At 71.6% G+C, this 19,204-nt stretch carries 17 protein-coding genes; 9 read left to right on the top strand and 8 right to left on the bottom strand.

Annotation, left to right across the window (positions count from 1 at the left end; genetic code table 11):
- Positions 1-116: 116 nt before the first annotated feature.
- From C6W10_RS04390 to C6W10_RS04380, 3 genes are all read left to right on the top strand, one after another.
- The gene (locus C6W10_RS04390) at positions 117-323 is read left to right on the top strand and encodes a hypothetical protein (RefSeq protein ID WP_107256744.1); all 207 of its coding nucleotides are present in this window, start codon (positions 117-119) and stop codon (positions 321-323) included.
- A gap of 38 nt (positions 324-361) precedes the next feature.
- Positions 362-751 carry an Imm1 family immunity protein gene (locus tag C6W10_RS04385; RefSeq protein ID WP_159104461.1) on the top strand — a complete coding sequence of 130 codons (390 nt, stop codon included), beginning with the start codon at positions 362-364 and terminating at the stop codon, positions 749-751.
- A gap of 538 nt (positions 752-1,289) precedes the next feature.
- Positions 1,290-1,829 (top strand): hypothetical protein, encoded by a 540-nt coding sequence (locus C6W10_RS04380; protein ID WP_159104460.1) that lies wholly within the window; start codon positions 1,290-1,292, stop codon positions 1,827-1,829.
- Here the strand turns inward: C6W10_RS04380 and C6W10_RS04375 are convergent.
- The 3 genes from C6W10_RS04375 to C6W10_RS04365 form a co-directional block, all read right to left on the bottom strand.
- Complete coding sequence (locus tag C6W10_RS04375) at positions 1,826-3,091, bottom strand: hypothetical protein (RefSeq protein ID WP_107256739.1); 1,266 nt, start codon at positions 3,089-3,091, stop codon at positions 1,826-1,828. The two genes, C6W10_RS04380 and C6W10_RS04375, sit on opposite strands and share 4 nt — an antisense overlap.
- 177 nt (positions 3,092-3,268) lie before the next feature.
- Positions 3,269-3,988 (bottom strand): hypothetical protein, encoded by a 720-nt coding sequence (locus C6W10_RS04370; protein WP_234359390.1) that lies wholly within the window; start codon positions 3,986-3,988, stop codon positions 3,269-3,271.
- A 291-nt stretch (positions 3,989-4,279) separates the two neighbouring features.
- Positions 4,280-7,375, bottom strand: coding sequence for a tetratricopeptide repeat protein (locus C6W10_RS04365; RefSeq protein WP_159104459.1), 3,096 nt, complete (start codon positions 7,373-7,375; stop codon positions 4,280-4,282).
- A 71-nt stretch (positions 7,376-7,446) separates the two neighbouring features.
- Between C6W10_RS04365 and C6W10_RS04360 the strand changes: the two genes are divergently transcribed.
- On the top strand, positions 7,447-8,313 hold the full coding sequence (locus C6W10_RS04360; RefSeq protein WP_107256735.1) for an AfsR/SARP family transcriptional regulator: 867 nt from the start codon (positions 7,447-7,449) through the stop codon (positions 8,311-8,313).
- Between the two features lie 48 nt (positions 8,314-8,361).
- Here C6W10_RS04360 and C6W10_RS04355 read toward each other — a convergent pair whose 3' ends face one another.
- Positions 8,362-8,940 carry an AAA family ATPase gene (locus C6W10_RS04355; protein WP_107256733.1) on the bottom strand — a complete coding sequence of 193 codons (579 nt, stop codon included), beginning with the start codon at positions 8,938-8,940 and terminating at the stop codon, positions 8,362-8,364.
- Here C6W10_RS04355 and C6W10_RS04350 point away from each other — a divergent pair.
- From C6W10_RS04350 to C6W10_RS04340, 3 genes are all read left to right on the top strand, one after another.
- A complete protein-coding gene (locus C6W10_RS04350) occupies positions 8,883-9,290 on the top strand; it encodes a GNAT family N-acetyltransferase (protein WP_107263653.1) in 408 nt (135 codons plus the stop codon). The two genes, C6W10_RS04355 and C6W10_RS04350, sit on opposite strands and share 58 nt — an antisense overlap.
- Before the next feature lie 343 nt (positions 9,291-9,633).
- Positions 9,634-10,314, top strand: a complete 681-nt coding sequence (locus C6W10_RS04345; protein WP_199853287.1) for a lytic polysaccharide monooxygenase — start codon at positions 9,634-9,636, stop codon at positions 10,312-10,314.
- 300 nt (positions 10,315-10,614) lie between these two features.
- Entirely contained in the window at positions 10,615-13,062 is a 2,448-nt protein-coding gene (locus tag C6W10_RS04340) for a M14 family metallopeptidase (RefSeq protein WP_107256731.1), read from the top strand.
- 150 nt (positions 13,063-13,212) lie between these two features.
- On the opposite strand, the gene C6W10_RS04335 is transcribed toward C6W10_RS04340, so the two are convergent.
- The 3 genes from C6W10_RS04335 to C6W10_RS04325 form a co-directional block, all read right to left on the bottom strand.
- Positions 13,213-14,598, bottom strand: a complete 1,386-nt coding sequence (locus C6W10_RS04335; RefSeq protein WP_107256730.1) for a serine hydrolase — start codon at positions 14,596-14,598, stop codon at positions 13,213-13,215.
- Between the two features lie 89 nt (positions 14,599-14,687).
- Positions 14,688-15,728, bottom strand: a complete 1,041-nt coding sequence (locus C6W10_RS04330; protein ID WP_107256728.1) for a 1-aminocyclopropane-1-carboxylate deaminase — start codon at positions 15,726-15,728, stop codon at positions 14,688-14,690.
- Between the two features lie 2 nt (positions 15,729-15,730).
- Positions 15,731-16,381 carry a GntR family transcriptional regulator gene (locus C6W10_RS04325; protein ID WP_107256726.1) on the bottom strand — a complete coding sequence of 217 codons (651 nt, stop codon included), beginning with the start codon at positions 16,379-16,381 and terminating at the stop codon, positions 15,731-15,733.
- 276 nt (positions 16,382-16,657) lie between these two features.
- On the opposite strand from C6W10_RS04325, the gene C6W10_RS04320 reads away from it, so the two are divergent.
- Positions 16,658-17,719: a lytic polysaccharide monooxygenase gene (locus C6W10_RS04320; protein ID WP_107256725.1), complete on the top strand. Its 1,062-nt coding sequence runs from the start codon at positions 16,658-16,660 to the stop codon at positions 17,717-17,719.
- A 61-nt stretch (positions 17,720-17,780) separates the two neighbouring features.
- On the opposite strand, the gene rpsD is transcribed toward C6W10_RS04320, so the two are convergent.
- Positions 17,781-18,389: a 30S ribosomal protein S4 gene (gene rpsD / locus C6W10_RS04315; RefSeq protein ID WP_107256723.1), complete on the bottom strand. Its 609-nt coding sequence runs from the start codon at positions 18,387-18,389 to the stop codon at positions 17,781-17,783.
- A 47-nt stretch (positions 18,390-18,436) separates the two neighbouring features.
- Between rpsD and C6W10_RS04310 the strand changes: the two genes are divergently transcribed.
- Complete coding sequence (locus C6W10_RS04310; protein ID WP_107256721.1) at positions 18,437-19,171, top strand: DUF2470 domain-containing protein; 735 nt, start codon at positions 18,437-18,439, stop codon at positions 19,169-19,171.
- Positions 19,172-19,204: the final 33 nt, after the last annotated feature.

Genomic DNA, 19,204 nt, shown 5'->3' with positions numbered 1-19,204 from the left:
TGGGGTGGTGTTGCGGTTGGGGCGCTGGTGGGCGTACCCGGTCGAGCTGGTGGTGGTCGGCGGTGACGGACCGACCGGTTGATCGGCCGTCTGCGGCCGTCGAGGTTTCCGACGAGATGGCGGCGCACTTTCGGGACACGATGCGGACGCACGCCAACGATCCCGACCTCGGAGTCTGCGTGCGCTGTGGCCGGAGCCGGTGCGACGAGTGGCGGTGGGCTTACGAGCGGCTGGTCCTGGCCGGCCGGCTCGGCGACCTGCCCCGACCCGCCCGGCCGGGCGGTGGTGGGGCGTCCTCGGTGGACGCGGGAGCCGCCGGGTGATGGTGGCGGTGGGGTGGGGGTCGAGCAGATGGCGGGCGGTGGGCGACGTTGCCGAGTTGGATGCCCTGCTGGCCGGACTGGCGGTGATCTCGACCGGGCCGCAGGTGGTAGGACTGTATCCGCCGAGGTTTCTGGAGCCGGGTTTCCGGCCGGGCGGGCAGCCGGGGCTGCCGTCGTTGCAGCTGGGGCTCGGGCATCCAATGCGAGGATTCCTCTACTGGGCCGGACCTCACCCCAGCTTGGGCTACGAGCTGGAGTTGCCGTCATGGCCGGCCGAGGTGGAACGAATCGAGTTCGACTACGGCGGCGATCCGATCACCTGCGGTCCGAAGCTGGCCAGCGTGACCCCGGGCGCGGTCCGCGACGCTGCCCTGGAGTACGCGGCCACCGGCCTCCGCCCGACCCGGGTCCACTGGCGTGACAGCTAGTGCCTCGTCTTTGAAGGTTGATTGGGCAAGCCCTTTGGTGTGGGGCGTCTTTTGGCGAGCTGTCTTCCGGTCTTTGCGGTCGTCTCGGTAATCCGCTATCCGGATCACCGTTGCAGGCCGTGTGACGTGACGTGACGTGGCAGCGGCATCGCTGGGCGGACAGCCGGCAACCACAGGAGCGACCCGGCGGCGGAGCCAGGGGTAGTTGGCGCGGAGACTGTCGAGCTGGGTGCACAGGCGGGGCACGGAAACCGGGGTTGTCGACGGCGTGCTGCGGTTCGCCGTCGACCGGCCGGGCGAGACCAGGGTTCGGCAGCCCGGGAGGGTGGGCGCACAAGCGGGGCAGCTCGACAGTCTCCTCGGCGAGTATCACCACCCCGCTCCCCACCCGACGTCAGGAGATCGCCGGCTCAGAGTTGCCTGGAAGCATCGGGTTACCCGATCAACCTGTCAAAGACGGGGCACCAGCCCGGGGATGTGCTTGCCCGGACGGAAACGTCGATGATCTGGAACCGTCTGCGACGATACCCGGGCAGCGGTGTCGTCAATTCCCGGTACTGAACGCATTGGAGTGCCCATGCCGAGCGGCAGACCACTGCTGGCCGCGACGTTGCTGGTCATGGCCCTGGCGGGTTGCTCCGGCAGCGGAGAGAAGACGTGCCATCTGATTGGTGTCCCTGAGGGGATCGGCGTCACCGTCGACGCGGCGGTCGCGGGACGGGTGGAGACAGGGGAGTTGACGGTGTGCTGGAACGACTCCTGCCAGACGCGGCCGGTCATCCTGCAGCCGAGTTCCCGGATCGCGGACGAAACCTGCACCGGGAACGCGTCTGACTCCGTCTGTGCCGCGCGCGCGGAGCCGACGGGCGAGGAGTCGGGCTTCGTCGAGATTCCCGACATGCCGCCCGGCCCGGTCGAGGTGACCGTGGACCTGACCGACCCGACAGGCAGCCGGATAGTCGATCAAACGCTGACGGTCGACCCGAAGATGACCGACTCTCCCGGGGAGTGCGGGGGAGTCAGCCCGCAGGGCCGGATCGCGGTCCGCGCCGACGGGAGGGCGTACGCGGTCGGCTAGTCGATCGAGCGCATCGCGGCTGCGCTCCGGCGCCGCCAGCGCAGCAGCACCAGGACGGCGAGCAGCAGCCCCACGGCGAGGGCGGCGATCAGCCACGGCGGCGCGGCGAACGGGGACGGACGCGGATCCGAACCGCCGAACGCGGCCCGGACCAGCAGGTCACCGGGTACCTCCAGGTCGCTGACCCCGGCCGGGGCGGTCAGCAGCACCTGCTCCGCGCCGCCTGCGGTGACCGCCGCGAGCGCCGTCTGCCGCTTCTCGTGGTCCACCTCCGGCGACTGTCGCTCCACCACCGGGTCCGTGCCGCGCCAGGAGACCAGTTCGGTGGCCGAGCCGGTGACCGGGACCGGGGCGCCTGCCGGGCGGCCGGTGGCGGCGTCGAGGAACTCGATCCGCCACGAGCGGCGCAGCGTCTCGGCGATGTCTGCGCAGCGGGTCGTGCAGCCGTCGTGGGTCAGCAGGGCGATCCGCCCGCCGTCCGGTGTCCAGGCGGCCCGGCCGGCGAGCCGTTGCCGCTCGCCCAACTCGACCCGCCAGCGCACCGCGCCACTGACCGGGTCGACCACCACCAGCCGCTCCCGCTCGGCCAGTTGCGCGGCCGGGTCCGCCGGGCCGGTCACCGCCAGCGCCGAGCCGTCGGGCGACCAGGCCGCCGCACTGTGGCTGGCGAAGACGCCGACCGGCAGTACCCGCTGCACCCCGCTCCACGGGTCGACGACGAGCAGGTCGTCCGGCTTCGCCGGATCGTTGAGCTGCCGGTTGTCCGGCCCGTACGTGATCACCTGGTCGTCGTTGTTCCGGGTGGCGACGACCGACCTGCCGTCCGGGGACCAGGCCAGCGGGTGCAACCCCGGCGGGTGGGTACGCCGTTCGTCGCCGCTGCGCAGGTCGAGCAGGCCGCCGGTGCCGGGACGCAGATACCAGCGGCCGTCCGGTGAGAGGAGTCCGTGCTCCTCGCCGATGTTGATCGGCAGCAGCCGGTAGCCGCCGTCCCGGCCGACCACGACACCGGTGGACTCGAAATAGCGGGTGTTCGCGGTGAAGAAGAGCACCGAGGCGGGCCCGACCGGATGTTGGTCGACGGTCGCCTGCCAGAGCCAGGGGTTCCGCACCTGGCCAGGAACGATTTCGGCCGGGGCGGCGTCGCGGCGCGCGGCGAGCCAGCCGGGCGCCTGCGCCGCGGCGACGACGAGGGCAGCGGTGGCGGCCAGGGCAGCGGCTGCGGCGAGGTACGCCACGATCGGGGTACGGCGCGTCGGCACGGGACCATTAAAGCCGAATCGACCTGGCGAGCGGGCCCGCCTCCGGGATCGGACCGGGGGCGGGCTCGTGACGTGCGTCGGCTCTGCGGATCGGCTTCACCTCGTCGATGAGCGGCGCGTCGGGCTTCGGCCGCTCGGGGCGGCGGCACCGCCCGCGTACCGTCTCGATCCCCGTTCTCAGGAGAGGAAGGAGCCGTACCGTCCGTTGAGGATTCTGTCCTTCTGCGCCTGGCTGAAGTGGGTGTTCGGGTAGTTGTAGAAGGACGCCGACATCGGTGTGCCGTCGGTGTAGGTGGAGTCCGGCAGGCCCAGGGCGTGGCCGAGTTCGTGCACCATGCCGCCGTACCAGCGGTTCATGTTGCCGTTGATGCCCGCCGCCCCGTCGGCGTCGTGGCCGCTGAGGATGACCCAGCCGTTGCCGCCGCCGCCTCCGGCGCCCTCACCCTCGGCGCTGATCTCGCCGACGTTGATCCAGCGGCTGTCGGGTGCGCCGAGCCCGAACTTGCGCCTGAGCTCGGCCTGCATATTGCAGACGGTCCACCAGTATTTCGCGCCGCAGGCCGGGGTGTTCTCGTACCAGGTGCGCAGCTGGTCGCCGGTGACGACCTCGACCACCGGGTCGTTGAGCCGGAACGTCCGGCCCAGCTCCTGCCGGTAGTACCGTTGCGCCTCGCGCATCACGTTGGCGATGCCGTCCGGATAGCGCTGGTCGTACGCCACGTCGGCGGGCTTGAGCCAGAAGACGCGTACGGTCCCGTTCGGCGGGGCGGCGGACGCGGCCGGCGGTGCGACGGTGGCCGCGGCGAGGACGGTCGCCACCACCACGCCGATCGCCAGGCCGATGCGCCAGCCACGGCGTCTCGACCGCGTCGGTGGTCGCCTCTGTTCGGTTGCCATCTCGTTCGTCCTTCCGTTGTCCGGGCCGGAGGTGGCGGAGGCGGGACGGTGTGGCAGATCTGCCTCGACACTCCCCGGCGTCCTGGAGGCAGCGACCGGGCACCGGCGACGAGACGGTCCGATGGGGGCGGTCACCGGGCTGTGTCGTCGTCGGGGCGCTGTCGGCACCCGGCGGTCCGGATGCGCGGTCGCGGGTCTCACATCACACCATGACGGACGAAAACCTTTTCGGCAATGCTTCGACCAACATCAATGGATGCTTTTCCTCATCAAGTTGAGCAGTGGAATCCGCTACGGCTCCCGCCGAAAAGGTTCGCGGTCGAGCTTGTGCCGGACCGTCTCGGCCTCCGGACGGCCGAGGCGGTCGAGAACGGCGAGCGCCGCCCGCCAGGCCACCCTGGCTTCGGGTACGGCTCCGGTGGCGTACTGGGCGTCACCGAGGCGGTGCAGGGATTCCGCCTCCTGCGTCCACTGGCCGAGTTCCCGGCACAGCGCGACCGCCTGCCGCAGATAGCCGATCGCCGCGCCGTGGTCGCCGAGGAGGTGGTGGGCGTAGCCGAGGCTGTCCAGCGCACTGGCCTCGCCGCCCCGGTTGCCGTTTTTGCGATGCAGCAGCAGCGCCTGCTCGCAGTGCTCGATCGCCTCGCGGTGCCGGCCCAGCAACGCCTGACACCAGCCGACCGAGTTGAGCGCGCTGGCCTGCCCGTCCAGGTGACCCACCTGCTGGAACAACCGCAGCGCCCGCAGGTCGCTGCGGAGCGCGCCCGCCGGATCGCCCTGCCGTTCGGCCAGCCAGCCCAGGCTGCGGTGGGTGAAGGCTTCGCCGACGGTGTCACCGAGTTCGCCGAAGAGGTCCAGGGCCCGCCGGTACGCCGCCCGCGCGTCGTCGTGGCGCTGCAACCGCACGTACGCGGCACCGAGGAGCCGGTGCGCGTGCGCCTGGGCGGACCGGTCACCGAGGCGGTCGAGCGCCGGCATCACCCGGCCGACGGTGGCCAACCAGTCGTCCCAGTGTCCACGATGGTCGAAGAAGTTCACCAGCGTCCAGGCGAGCTGCCAGGCGGGGGCGTCGGATCCGGTGTCGACCGCCCGGGCCACCACGTCCAGCAGTACGGCGTGCTCGGCGGCGAACCAGGCCAGCGCCGACTGCTGATCGGCGAGCCGCTCGGGGGCCACCCCGTCGCCGGGTGGCGCGATGGCGATCGGGTCCCGCTGCGGCCAGATCAGCCGGTCGGCGGCGCGGGCCGTGTGCAGGTAGTGGTCGAGCAGCCGGCGTTCGGCGGCCCGTCGTTCCTCCGCCGGGTCGCCGCCGGCCAGCTCGACGGCGTACGCCCGCAGCAGGTCGTGCCAGGCGTACCGGCCGGGGGCCACCTCGGCGACCAGGTGCGCGGCGGCCAGCTCGGCGAGGACCGGTCGGAGCCGGTCGACTGGCTCGGCGGCGAGACTCGCCGCGGCCGGCGCGGTGATGCTGGGGCCGGGCGTCAGGGCGAGCAGCCGGAACAGCCGGGCCGCCGCCGGGCTGAGGGTGTGGTAGGACCAGGAGAAGACGGTACGGATGTTGGTGGCCGGACTGGCCGCCCGGAACCCGTCCAGACCCTGGTCGGCGTGGCGCAGCTCGTCGGCGAAGGATTCGAGCGGGAAGCGCGGGTTGCCGGCCGCCCGGGCGGCCACGATCGCCAGCGCCAGCGGGAGCCGGCTGCACCGGCTGACGATCTCCGCCACCGCCACCGGTTCGTCGGCCACCCGCCGGTCGCCGAGGCGACGGGCCAGCAACCGCCGGGCCTCCGGTTCGGAGAGCAGATCCAGGCCGAGCGGATGCGCTCCCTCGGCGGCGACCAGGTCGGCGAGCTGGTTGCGGCTGGTGACGAGTACGGCGCAGCCCGGCGACCCGACGAGCAGCGGGCGTACCTGGTCGGCGTCGCGGGCGTTGTCCAGCACCACCAGCATCCGCCGGCCGGCCAGCCTCGCCCGGTAGAGGCCGGCCTGGGCCGCCTCGGTGACCGGAAACTGCTGCTGCGGTACGCCGAGCGCGTCGAGGAAACCCCGGATCGCCTCACCGGGGCCGAGCGCCGAGCCGGTCTGGTCGAAGCCGCGCAGGTTGACGTACAACTGGCCGTCGGGAAACCGCTCCGTCACCGCGTGCCCGGCCCGGATCGCCAGGCTGGACTTGCCCACCCCCGGCGGCCCGGTGATGACGATGATCTCGGCCCGGTCGGTCAGGTCGTCGAGCCGGCGCCGGATGTCGTCGAGTTCCGCCTCGCGGCCGACGAAGCGGGCCGGGTCCGGCGGCAGCAGATGCGGCGCGACCGACCCGGCCGGCCCCCGTCCGTCGGTCTCGGCTGCGCCGGCTGCGCCCCGGCGATCCGGTCGATTCGGCGAAACGGACCCGGTGGCCGGAGCTGGCCCGGCGACCGGCGCTGGCCCGGTGGCCGGAGCCGGCGCGGTGGCGGAGGTCGGCGACGGTCCGCTCGCGGCGGGGTCCCGGACCGGCGGAGCGGTGCCGGCGGCGCTGCCCGGCCGTCGGTGCGGCGGTCGGTGCAGCGGCACGTCACGCCGCAGGATCTGACGCTGCAACTCCTGGAGGCCCGGAGCGTCGATGCCGCGCTGGTGCAGCAGGAGCAGACCGGCCCGGCAGAGCTGGGCGGCCTCGTCGACCCGCTGCTCGGCATAGAGGGCGACGGCGAGCAGCCGGCGCGACCCCTCGTCGTACGGCTCCTCGGCCACCACACCGGAGAGCTCGATGACCACCTCGCCGTACCGGCCGAGCGAGGCGAGCGCCTCGGCGTGGGCGAGCCGGGCCGAGCGGTGCAGTGCGTCGAGTCGGGCGACCTCGTTCAGCGCGAACGGCCGGTCGGCCACGTCGGCGAAGGCCGGGCCACGCCAGAGTCCCAGGGCGTCGTGCAGTACGGCCACCGCCCGGGTCGTCGCCTCGGTGTCGTTCGCCCGCAGGAGCTGCCGGGCCCGGGCGTACTCCTGCTCGAACCGGTGTGCGTCGATCCGCTCCGGAGCCAGGTCCAGCCGGTACCCCCGGCCGGAGGCGTTGCCGGCGCCACCGATGATGCCGGCGGCGCCGGGGGAGTCCGCCCGCAGCGCCCGGCGTACGTGCGACACGTGGCTGCGCAGCGTGGCCGGCGCGCCGGGCGGAACCGCGTCGCCCCAGAGCAGGTTCACCATCCGGTTGGCCGGCACCGACGTACCCCGGTTGAGCAGCAGGATCGACAGCACCTCGACCTGTCGCGGCCCGAGCCGGACCGGGACGCCGTCGCGCAGCACCCGCAGCGGTCCCAGCACCGAAACCAACAGCATCGCGACCTCGCACTTCGACGGCTTCTCGGCCCGGCAGTGGAACTTGTTGATGTTATCGGGGCGGCTCCACGTCCCTTCCACGCTTCTTCCACGCCCCCCGTGTGATCCTGAACGGACGGTGCTCTGCGGCAACGGGGGAGGGAGCGGTCGCGGTGGAACTCGCGGTCGGACTGTTGGGGCCGTTGGACATCCGTCAGGACGGGGAGCCGGTTACGGCGCCGGTCGGCAACCGGCGCCGCATCCTCGCCCTGATGCTGCTCGACGGCGGCGCCGTGTCGCGTACCAGGTTGGCGGCCGAACTGTGGGGCCGGGCGGCACCACGATCGGCACCGGCCAACCTGCGCACCTACCTGTCCGGGCTGCGGGCGTGGCTGGCCGACCGCGCCGACCTGGTACGTGACGATTCTGGTTGGCGGATCGTCCCGCCGGCCCGGGTCCGGTTCACCCTCGACGTGACCAGCTTCCAGGCCGCGCTGGCGCAGGGGCGGCGCGCGGCCCAGGCCGGTGATCTGGCGGGGGCGGGCGGACACCTGCGCCGCGCCGTCGGGTACTGGCGGGGAGCGCCGTTGCAGGACGTGCCGCAGGGTGGCCCGCTGGCCGCCCGCGCCGCCGTACTGGAGGCGGAGCGGTTCGCCGCCACCGAGGAGTACGCGGACCTGCTGGTCCGGACGGGAGAGTACGAGGCGGCTCGGGCGATGCTGCACGAGTTTCTCGGCGACCATCCGCACCGAGAGCGCGCCTGGGCGCAGCTCATGGTCGCCTGTTACCGCGGTGGCGACCTGGCGGGGGCGCTCGCCGCCTACCGGAGCGCGCGGGTCGCACTGATCACCGGGTACGGGATGGAGCCGGGCGACGAGCTGACCGCCCTGCACCGGGCGATCCTGCACCGCAGGCTTCCGAGCGAGCTGGGCCAGCTGTCCCGGTACCGGCCGGAGCATCCACCGCACCGGCACCTGCCGCGCCCGCCGACCCGGACCGTACGCCGACGGGAGGCCGCTGGATTCGCCGAGCCGGCGTGACCCCGCCGGCCGATTTTCCGGGGCGTTGCCGCTGGTCCCAGCCTTCCGCTACACCCGGTCCGGACTCGGTCGCCGGGCCTGGCCGAGGGCGGCGAGGACCACATTCAGTCGACCGTCGAGCGGTCCGGTCAGCTCCAGGATCGGTGTCTCCGCCCAGGCATCCAGCGGATCGTCGTAGGCCAGTTCCAGCAGCGCGTCGTTCATCCGAGAACGCAGGCCGGGCAACTCCGCCGCCGGCAGTACCTCTTCCGTCTCGGGCGTGACGACCGTGACGACCAGCAGATCGAGGCTCGCGAAGGCCGGCCGGAGCGTGCTGACGTCGGCCTCCTCCGAGGGGTCGGCGCCGGTCGCGGCCAGGTATGCGAGGTAGTCCAACGGCGTCCGATCGAAGATCATCCCCGACGGCGGCGGCGACGGCGACGGCGACGACGAGCGCAGGCTCCGCACCGAACGGACCAGCAGCGCCCGATAGTCCTCCAGCGACGGTGGAAACTGGAACTCGTATCCTTCCTCCTCCAGCAGGTAGTACGGCTCGTCCGCCGCGACGTGCCCCGCTAGGTGCGCGCACAGTGCCTCGACCAGCGTCGTCTTCCCGGTCCCGTGTGTCCCGGAGATCCCGACCCGCATCCGCGCCCCTGCCCTCCGGAGGATTTTGCGGCGAGCATAACCCCGCTCGCCATCCCGGACGCCGCAGATCGGCGCATCTCGATGCAGCCTGGGGACAGTGGGAGATCTCCTATCAATTGCGGCCGTCGTTCGGGGGTGGCGGCCTGGCATCGGCGACGATCAACGCCCTGGTCGAATGGTTCTTTTCGCACATGGAAGAGGAGATCCTCATTGCGGTGACCCAGGACGCCAACGAGCGATCGACGAGGCTCCTGGAGCGCAACGGCGCGACGCTCCAGCACCGGTTCGTGCAGTACGGTGCACTCCAGCGGCAGTACGAGTTCCGGCGCACGTCCCGCCCCCAGGGGTGACCGTGGGTAGCAGACGAGGCTCGGCCAGCCGAGCGCGGCAGCGGCCGGGAGGGTACGGTCGGATGGTCGCCGCGTCGGGATTTTCCTCGCGCGGGGTCGGGTCCAGGTGCTCCGGCGATGGTGGTAGTCGGCTGTGACCTGGGGTTATGTCTGGCAGCGTCGCTGCTCGCCGGATCGCCACAGACCGTCGCAACTCAACAAACTAGGCTGCACTAGCGGCGACTCCGGCGAACTGGACTCCCGGCGGCACTAATAGACGATCGTTGATATTTCGTTTCGTAGCTGTAATACTTCTGGAAGCGCTCCCAGACGGATCTTGAGCGCCGATGAAGGAGGATGCACAGTGCGTTCACACCACCACGACCAGTCTGGCCGGCGACCCCGGTCCGCCGCCCACCAGTCCCTCCGAGCGCTCGTCCTGGTGCTCGCCATGGTGGCCGGCTCGCTGGCCTGGACCGGAGCGGCCCAAGCTCACGGCACCATCGTCAACCCGGCATCTCGCGCCTACAAGTGCTGGCAGGCCTGGGGAAGCAACCACACCAACCCGGCCATGCAGCAACAGGACCCGATGTGCTACCAGGCGTTCCAGGCCAACCCCGACACCATGTGGAACTGGATGAGCGCGCTGCGGGACGGTCTGCGCGCCAACTTCCAGGGCAGTACCCCGGACGGCCAGCTGTGCAGCAACGGCCTCTCCAGGAACAACAGCCTGAACCAGCCCGGAGCGTGGAAGACGACCAACGTCGGCCGCAGCTTCACCGTCCAGCTCTACGACCAGGCCAGCCACGGCGCTGACTACTTCCGGGTCTACGTCACCAAGCAGGGGTTCAACCCGGCCACCCAGCGCCTCGGTTGGGGGAACCTCGACCTGATCACCACGACCGGCCGGTACGCGCCCGCCCAGAACATCTCGTTCAACGTCTCGACCTCGGGACGCACGGGACACCACATCCTCTTCGTGATCTGGCAGGCGTCGCACCTCGACCAGGCCTACATGTGGTGCAGCGACATCAACATCGCCTGATCGGCAAGACCGACAGTCGAGTCTGACCCGGCCCAGGACATCGTCCTGGGCCGGTTCAGTTTTTCCGGAACGTTGCCCAGCCGGGCCGGTGCTGAGCGAGCTGACGGAGCGTAACCGTTCCTCTGTGGTCGGTGATTGACAGAACGATCACGACGGCTTCAAGATTATCCAGCCCGGGCAGTAGGCAACGAGCGCCGCCGCTCCAGGTGGCTGTTGCATCCTGCGTGTCATCCAGCGGCCCGTCGAGTCCCCGACGGCCGGCCCCGCAAGGGGAGAACTGCGCAGAAAGGTTGCAACGCCATGTCAGATCTTCCTGGCTCCGGCTGGCGTCGCCGCGTCCTCGTCGCCGCGTCGGCCGCCCTCGCCGGCCTGCTCCTGGTCAGCCCGGCCACGGCTGGCGCGCCGACCCCGACCCCAGCCGGTTCCGACACCCGCGAACACCTCGATCTCGGCCGGCTCGCGGGCGAGGCGGCGAGCGTCGTGGAGGTCCTGCTCGCCGACAGCGGTGAGCTGGACAGGCTGGTCGCCACCGGCGTCGACCTCGACCACCACGTGAGCCGCACCGCGAGCGGCATCGTGGTGCACGCCGTCGTCACCCCGAACGAGGTCGCCACGCTGCGGGCCGGCGGCTACCGGCTCGGCGACGTACTCTTCACCCCCGCCGACTCGGCCCGCCGGATCGCCGAGCGCGAGGCGACCATCGCGGCCCACACGGCCGAGAACGAGGCGCTGCGCGAGACCCAGTCCCGCCGGGGCGCCCAGGCGCCCGCCGACGTCAAAATCATCCGGGCCGACTACTACACCTCCGGCACCGACCAGGTGCTGTCGGTGGAGGCGAAGTGGGCGCAGGGGCAGACCGCCACCGACGTCCTCACCGTCACCCGGGACAGCGGCCCCGGTACGCCGATGGGCTCCGGCGGCACCCAGACCATCGCCCGCTTCGTGGACGCCGGGGTGTACCTCTACCACCGTGGCGCCTCGACGGTGACGGCCCGGCCGAACTACATCCAGATCACCAGCCCGAGCGGCGACGTGGCGGTGGCCAAGGTGAACCAGTGGCTGCCCATCCCGAGGGAGAACCCGGAAGGCCCCGGCTACCAGAAGGACTTCGTCTCCAGCTACCTGACCCCGACCGAACTCTACGACCGGATCCACCAGCTCGCCGAGCAGTACCCGAGGCTGGCCGAGATCGTCGAGTTGCCGTACAAGACGAACGGCTACCGGCGTAAGGCGCAGGCGGTGCTCGGCAGCGCGAACCCGAGCCGGGTCGCGGTCGACTCCAAGGCGTGGGGACACGAGGGCGGCAACGACATCACCGTCGAGTTCGCCGACCCCGGCGCCGCCGACCAGACGCTGTCGGTGCAGGTGACCGGCAACGCCATCCGGGTCAGCCTCGGCACCGACGCCTCCGGCGCGGTCACCAGCACCGCCGCCGAGGTCGTCGCGGCGTTGAACGCCACCGCCGGATCGCTCGTCGTCGCCTACACCTACCGGGGCGACACCGGCGCCGGTGTGGTCGCGCCGGCCGCCTCGACGCCGCTGACCGACGGGCTGAGCGCGCCGGCCAGCGTCTCGCGTGACCCGCATCCGGTGTACGCGATCAGGATCGGCAAGGACCGCAGCACCAGGAAACTGGGTGTCCTCGCGTACGCCCAGGAGCACGCCCGGGAGTGGGTGCCGCCGCTGGTCACGATCGAGACCGCCGAACGGCTGCTGCGCAACTACGGTCACGACCGCAAGACCAGGGACCTGCTCGACAACCTCGACATCTGGATCGCGCCGTCGATCAACCCCGACGGCGGGCACTACTCGTTCTACGACTTCAACTCGCAGCGCAAGAACATGACGAACCACTGCCCGCAGACCGGGTCGGCGGACGCTCTCGGCCGCAACTCCTGGGGCGTGGACAACAACCGGAACTACACCGAGTACAGCCTCTTCGACGGCTACTCGGGCGCCTCGTCGAGCTGCACCAGCGGCACCTACGCGGGACCCGGCGAGCTGTCCGAGCCGGAGAACCGGAACCTCGACTGGCTCGCCTCCCGACCGAACATCAAGTTCTCGATGAACCTGCACTCCTCCGGCAACTACTTCATGTGGTCGCCGGGCGCGTACGCGACGCCGGGCCGGATCTCGGCACCCCGGCCGACCCTCGGCGAGGAGTCGTTCTTCTGGGGCGCCTCGTCCCGGATCCTCACCTCGATCAAGCGGCACCGGAACATGGCGGTCACGCCGGCCCGTACCGGCCCGATCTCCGACGTGCTCTACTCGGCCGCCGGGAACTCCGGCGACATGCTCTGGTACAGGTACGGCATCTACGCCTGGAACTTCGAGGTCGGCACCTCGTTCCAGCCGGAGTGGGCCGAAGCGCACGACGAGACGATGGAGTTCGCCAACGGACTCGTCGAGCTGATGCGGGTGGCCCGGGACTTCGACACCGACCGCAGGCGGCCGGAGAGCGGCCTCTCGGTCACCCGCAGCGCCACGCCCGGGATGGTGGACGTCAGGTTCGAGGTGAGCGAGCCGGCAGCGGTCTTCTACACCCTGGACGGCCGCAAGCCGACGTACTCGTCCACGCTCTACGGCTCGGCCGGCATCCGAGAGGGCGGCGAGACCCTGACCGTGCGGTACGGCACCAGGATCCACTGGTTCTCGGTGGACGCGGCCGGCAACGTGGAGAACAACTACCGTCCGGACGGTCGGGGCAAGAACTATCGCAAGGGCGTCGCCATCCCGCCCCGGCGGTGACGACGGCTCCGACCCGACCACGTGGCGGCCACGGCACCTCCGGGTACCGTGGCCGCCGCGTCGCGTCCGGTGGGCGTGCGGCGGTCCCGGGCGCTGGCGGGTACCGGCCGGGTTGCGCCGGACCCGCCGATCACCTCACGGACCTGCCGATCACCTCACGGACCGGGCGAGCAGGTCCGCCACGGCGGCGCGTACCGGATCGGGGTCCGCCCAGCTCCAGTTGGGGTGGGCCCGGTTGGTGAGCAGGGCCAGCACGAGTTTGCGGGCGGGGTCGACCAGCAGCGAGGGGCCGGCGAAACCGGTGTGGCCGAAGGTGCGCGGGGAGGAGAGCCGGCCCATGAACCAGGGCTGGTCGAGGACCACGCCGAGGCCGTGCGCGGAGCTGCGGTGCGGGCGGTCCGGGTCGACGGCCGGTTTGCCGGCGTTGTGGTTGCGCAGCATCCGGGCCACGGTCTCGGCGGCCAGGATCCGGGTACCCCGGTAGCTGCCGCCGCCCAGCAGGAGTTGGCCGATCGCGGCGACGTCGGTGGCGGAGGCGAAGATGCCGGCGTGTCCGGCGATCCCGCCGAGGTGGTTGGCGACGTCGTCGTGCACGGTGCCGCGCAACAGACCTCGGGAGGATCGGGCGTCGGTGGCGACCAGCCGGGTGGCCCTGGCGGTGGCCGAGAGCCAGGTGTTGGGGACGAAGCCGGTGTCGCGCAGGCCGAGCGGTCCGGTGAGGTTGCTCTTCAGGGCCTGGTCGAGGCGCTGGCCGGTGACCTTCTCCACGATCTTGCCGGCGACCATCAGACCGACGCTGGAATAGCGGAACGTGTCGCCGGGTGTCGCACCGGCGAGCAGCGGGGTGCTCAGCACGGCGTTCCAGCGGGCCGTGTTGTCCGGCAGGCCGGTGACCTTGGCGCCGACCGGGAGGCCACTGGTGTGGGTGAGCAGCATCTCGACGGTGACGCTGTCCTTGCCGGTACCGGTGAAACCCGGCAGGTAGCGGCGGACCGGGGCATCGAGGTCGACCCGGCCCCGCTCCACCTGCTGGAGCAGCAGGATGGCGGTGTAGACCTTGGTGACCGAGGCGAGGTCGAAGATCGAGTCGGGGCGCATCGGGACCCGTTGACCGGCCGGCAGGAGCTTCGGCCCGGCGCCGTAGCGCAGCGCCTCGCCGACCGCCGTGTGCACGGTGGCGACCCCTCGGACCAGGACCGTGGCGACCGCGCCGGGAAAGCCGCTGTGCTGGAAGGTGCTCGCGGTGGCGGGTAGCTGCCGCTTGAGCAGGGCGGTCACCTCCGCCGCGTACCCGAGGCGGTTGCCGGGCACCGGTTCCGGCGCGCCCGCCGGGCCGGGGGCGCCGCCGGGGGTCGGCGTACCGGTCGGCGCGGTACCGGCGACGTCCGCGCTTCCGCTCCCGGTCGTACGCGTCCGGTTGCCTCCGCCGCTCCACGCCGCGTCGGGTGCGGTGCCGTCGGGGCGATCGCAGCCGGCGAGGGTGGCGGTGGCGGCGGCGAGACCGGCGCTGACCAGGGTACGGCGGGTGATGCCCATGGCGGTGATCCTGACAGCCCGGGGTTCCTGGCACCACCGACCCGCCGTCCACGGTTGTCGGTCTGTCCGGCCGGCGTGACCCGGGTGCCTCAGCGGGTGACCGGACGGGTCTGGGTGAACAGGCCGCTGTAGGCGTTCAGGGCCGGCTGGCCGCCCAGGTGGGCGTAGAGGACGGTGGACTGCTCGGGGATCTCGCCGCTGGTGACGAGGTCGATCAGCCCGGCCATCGACTTGCCCTCGTAGACCGGGTCGATGATCATGCCTTCGAGCTGGCCGGTGAGCAGGATCGCCTCCAGGGTGGACTCCACCGGGATCCCGTAGCGGTCGCCGGCCCACCCGGGCAGGACGGTGATCTCGTCGTCGCGCAGCGGCCGGGTGACGCCGATCAACTCCGCGGTGGCCCGCGCGATCCGGGCGACCTGGGCCCGGGTCTCGTCGAGCTTGGCGCTCGCGTCGATCCCGATCACCCGGCGTGGCCGGGCACCGGCCTGCTCGGCGGCGGCGAACCCGGCGATCATGCCGGCCTGGGTCGAGCCGGTCACGGCGCAGACCACGATGGTGTCGAAGAAGACGCCGAGTTCACGCTCCTGCTGCTCGACCTCGTACGCCCAGTTCGCGAACCCGAGGCCGCCGAGCCGGTGGTCGGAGGCGCCCGCCGGGATCGGGTACGGCCTGCCGCCACGGTCCCGTACGTCCTCGATCGCGCGCTTCCACGAGTCCTTGAACCCGATGCCGAAGCCGGCCGGGTCGAGCCGGACCTCGGCGCCCATGATCCGACTCAACATGATGTTGCCGACGCGGTCGCTGACGCAGTCGGGCCAGTCGACCCAGTTCTCCTGCACCAGCACCGCCTTCATCCCCAGCGACGCGGCGACGGCGGCGACCTGCCGGGTGTGGTTGGACTGGTAGCCGCCGATCGACACCAGCGTGTCGGCGCCCTGCGCCAGCGCGTCCGGGACGATGTACTCCAGCTTGCGGGTCTTGTTGCCGCCGTAGGCGAGCCCCGCGTTGCAGTCCTCGCGCTTGGCCCAGATCGACGCGCCCCCGAGGTGGGCGGTCAGGCGCGGCAGCGGGTGGACCGGGCTCGGCCCGAAGGTCAGCCGGTGGCGGGGGAAGTCGGAGAGGGCCATCGTCACTCCTCGGTGGTCGGCAGGGTGCGCCAGGTGTCGAAGGCGACGGCTGCGGCCCGGTCCGCGTCTCCGGCGGCGCAGAGCCGGATCAGCTCGTCGTGTCGGTCGAGCGAGGCGCGGCCGGCGAGCGAGGAGAAGCGCAGCCGTTCGGCTCGCCGCAGCACCGGGGTGAACTGTTCGAGGACGGCGGTCAGCGCCCGGTTCGAGGTGACGCTCACCGGGACGGCGTGCAGGTCGTCGTCGGCCCGCAGGGCGGCCTCGACGTCGCCCTGCTCGATCGCGGCGCCGAACCGGTGGTTGGCCTCGCGCATCGCCTCCAGGTCGGCCCGGGTCAGGCTGCCCACCGCCTCGCGTACGGCCAGCTCGTGCATTGCCGCGACCACGTCGCGGGCGTCCCGGACGGCGCGCAGGTCCAGTGAACTGACCGTCGTGGAGCGTCCCGGCCGGGCCACGACCAGCCCCGCTTCCGCCAGTCGCAGCAGCGCCTCTCGGACCGGGGTACGGCTGACTCCGAGCCAGGCGGCGAGTTCCACGTCGCGGAGCTGCTCGCCGGGTGCGAGGCTGCCGTCGACGATGACGTCCCGGAGCCGGTGGTAGACGTCGTCGCGCAGCAGTCGACGGTCGATCGCGGGCGCGTGGCTGGGGACGGGCATGCAATATATTGCACATCGCCGGGATGATCTGACAAGCCCCGGAGCCCGCGCGACCGGTTCCCACCCGGGCGGCCGGCCGGGGAAACTCCCGCAATGAGATTCACATATTTAGATACGTCCAGTACGCTCACCGCGGGAGCCACCCAGCCACCGCGGGCAGCACACGAGTCCTGCCTGCGGTTCCGAGATCGTTGACGTTGGTGTCGGCGCGTGTTTCCTCGTGGGCCAGGGCATCCCGTCGAGCGACGCAGGCGTCGACGGAATGCTGGAGCACAGATGAAAGCTGCACGAAGAGCCCGCCGTCTGATTTTCGGTGCGGTCGCCGTACTCGTCACCGGGCTCACGATGGTCGTGATCAACCAGGCCGGCCCGGCCTCGGCGCACGGATCGGTCACCAACCCGCCGTCCCGGAACTACGGGTGCTGGGAGCGCTGGGGTGACGATCACCTCAACCCCAACATGGCACAGACCGACCCGATGTGCGCCCAGGCCTGGCAGGCCAACCCGAACACGATGTGGAACTGGAACGGCCTGTTCCGGGAGAACGTCGGCGGCAACCACCAGGCCGCCGTCCCGGACGGGCAGCTCTGTAGCGGCGGCCGTACCCAGGGCGGGCTGTACGCCTCGCTCGACGCGGTCGGCGCCTGGGTCGCGAAGCCGATGCCGAACAACTTCACGCTGACGCTGACCGACGGGGCCCGGCACGGTGCCGACTACATGCTGATCTACATCACCAAGCAGGGCTTCGACCCGACCCGCCAGCCGCTCACCTGGGGCAACCTGGACCTGGTGCTGCGTACCGGCAGCTACCCGACCACCGGGCTGTACGAGGCGCAGGTGAACGCGGGCAACCGCACCGGCCGGCACGTCGTCTACACCATCTGGCAGGCGAGCCACCTCGACCAGCCGTACTACCTGTGCAGTGACGTGATCTTCGGCGGTGGCGGCGACCCGACCAACCCGCCGCCGACCAACCCGCCGCCGACGAACCCGCCCCCGACCACTCCGCCGCCGACCACCCCGCCGCCGTCGGGCAACGGCGGCTGTACCGCGACGTACGCAAAGACGAACGAGTGGGCGGGTGGCTTCGGCGCCCAGGTCACCGTTCGGGCCGGCAACGCCGCGATCTCCGGATGGACGGTGGGCTGGACCTGGCCCAACAGCCAGAGCATCACCAACTCGTGGAACGCGACGATAACCTCGTCCGGGTCATCGGTGACGGCCACGAACGCCGGTCACAACGGCGCGTTGAGCGCCAACGGCAGCACCAGTTTCGGGTTCAACGGTTCCTGGAACGGCACGAACACCGCACCGACCCTGACCTGTACGGCCAGGTAGCAACAACCGTGACGGGGGTGGCACCGTTCGGTGCCGCCCCCGTTGCGCCGCCCGGAGCCGGTCAGCGTGAGTAGTACTCGACGATCAGTTGCTCGTCGCAGACGACGGGTATCTCGGCGCGGACCGGCAGCCGGTCGAGGCGGGCGGTCAGGCCCGCCAGGTTGACGTCGAGGTAGGGCGCGGGGCGTGCCGGGGCGTGTGCGCCGGCCGCGGCGGCGAGGAACGGCGTCTTCTCGCGGCTCCGCTCGGCGATCGCGATGGTATCGCCGGGGCGCAGCCGGGCGGAGGGTCGGTCGACGCGCCGGCCGTTGACCGTGACGTGCTGGTGGGTGACGGTCTGGCGGGCCTGGTAGATGGTCCGGGCGAAGCCGGCCCGCAGCACGAGTGCGTCGAGCCGGGTCTCCAGGTCGATCAGGAGTTCCTCACCGGTCTTGCCGGGGCGGTGCGCCGCCCGGTCGAACGCACGCCGCAGTTGCCCCTCGCGCAGGTCGTACTGCGCCTTGAGCCGCTGCTTCTCCAGCAGTCGGACCTTGTAGTCGCTCTCCTTGCGCCGCGCGCGGCCGTGTTGCCCGGGCGGGAAGGGGCGGTTCTCGAAGTACCGCACGCACTTGGGCGTGAGCGGGATGCCGAGGGCGCGGGAGCGTCTGACCTTGGGGCGTGTCTGGTTCATCCGTGATCTCTCCTGTGTAAGGTGAGCCTAACCTAACTGGAGGCGTCATGTCTGGCAACCAGCCCGCTCCCGTACCGGCCGCGACCCCGGCCGAACGCCTGCACTCGCTGCTCGTCGCGGCAGGCTCGCTGAGCCTGCGTACGCCCGGACACCGGGCGGAGCTGATCGGACGGCACCGCCTGGCATCCGGACGGTTGATCGTCGAGCTGCCCCCGGCAAGCTGCCTCGCCCAGCACCTGCGCCAGTCGGGCGAGCTGGCGGCACTGGTCGAGGCGACGGATCTGGCACCCGTCCCGATTCGTGACCGGATCCGGGCCCGCGCCACCCTCACCGGCTGGTTGACCGTGGCCGAGGCCCCCGCCGACGCGGAGCTGCCGGCCGTACTCGAGCCGGCCACGGCCGAACTGGTCACCGCCGACACGACCATCCCGATCGACCCGGCGGAGTTCGCCGCCGCCCGGCCCGATCCGCTGGCCGACAGCGAGGCCGACCTGCTCTGCCATCTCAACGACCACCACCCCGAGACGCTCGCGCGGTTGTCCAGGCTGGTGCCGCCACGCCGGCTGCACGGGGTACGCCAGGTCCGTCCGCTGGCGCTGGACCGGTTCGGCATCGTGCTCCGGCTGGAACATCCGGGCCACGACTCCGACGTCCGGCTGCGTTTTCCGGTACCGCTGCGGAGCGCGGACCAGTTGGTGGAGGCGATCGAGGCGATGCTGCACGGCAGCCACGCCGCCGCCGCGTCCGACGACGGCGACCGGCCCGGCGGCCGGGCAGGCTGACCGGCCCGTCAGCGCGGTGACCGCAGGCTGTCC

It is taken from the genome of Plantactinospora sp. BB1, assembly GCF_003030385.1.
In the GTDB taxonomy this organism is placed as follows: domain Bacteria; phylum Actinomycetota; class Actinomycetes; order Mycobacteriales; family Micromonosporaceae; genus Plantactinospora.
Note: the sequence above shows the minus strand (reverse complement) of the source record. Positions and strands in the feature narration are given on the sequence as shown.

Excerpts from the sequence above, each read along its gene's own strand:
- C6W10_RS04370 (WP_234359390.1), bottom strand. The coding sequence starts at position 3,988 with ATGGCAACCGAACAGAGGCGACCACCGACGCGGTCGAGACGCCGTGGC.
- C6W10_RS04335 (WP_107256730.1), bottom strand. The coding sequence starts at position 14,598 with ATGGGCATCACCCGCCGTACCCTGGTCAGCGCCGGTCTCGCCGCCGCC.
- C6W10_RS04320 (WP_107256725.1), top strand. The coding sequence starts at position 16,658 with ATGAAAGCTGCACGAAGAGCCCGCCGTCTGATTTTCGGTGCGGTCGCC.
- C6W10_RS04390 (WP_107256744.1), top strand. The coding sequence starts at position 117 with ATGGCGGCGCACTTTCGGGACACGATGCGGACGCACGCCAACGATCCC.
- rpsD (WP_107256723.1), bottom strand. The coding sequence starts at position 18,389 with ATGAACCAGACACGCCCCAAGGTCAGACGCTCCCGCGCCCTCGGCATC.
- C6W10_RS04330 (WP_107256728.1), bottom strand. The coding sequence starts at position 15,728 with ATGGCCCTCTCCGACTTCCCCCGCCACCGGCTGACCTTCGGGCCGAGC.
- C6W10_RS04310 (WP_107256721.1), top strand. The coding sequence starts at position 18,437 with ATGTCTGGCAACCAGCCCGCTCCCGTACCGGCCGCGACCCCGGCCGAA.
- C6W10_RS04340 (WP_107256731.1), top strand. The coding sequence starts at position 10,615 with ATGTCAGATCTTCCTGGCTCCGGCTGGCGTCGCCGCGTCCTCGTCGCC.
- C6W10_RS04325 (WP_107256726.1), bottom strand. The coding sequence starts at position 16,381 with ATGCCCGTCCCCAGCCACGCGCCCGCGATCGACCGTCGACTGCTGCGC.
- C6W10_RS04355 (WP_107256733.1), bottom strand. The coding sequence starts at position 8,940 with ATGCGGGTCGGGATCTCCGGGACACACGGGACCGGGAAGACGACGCTG.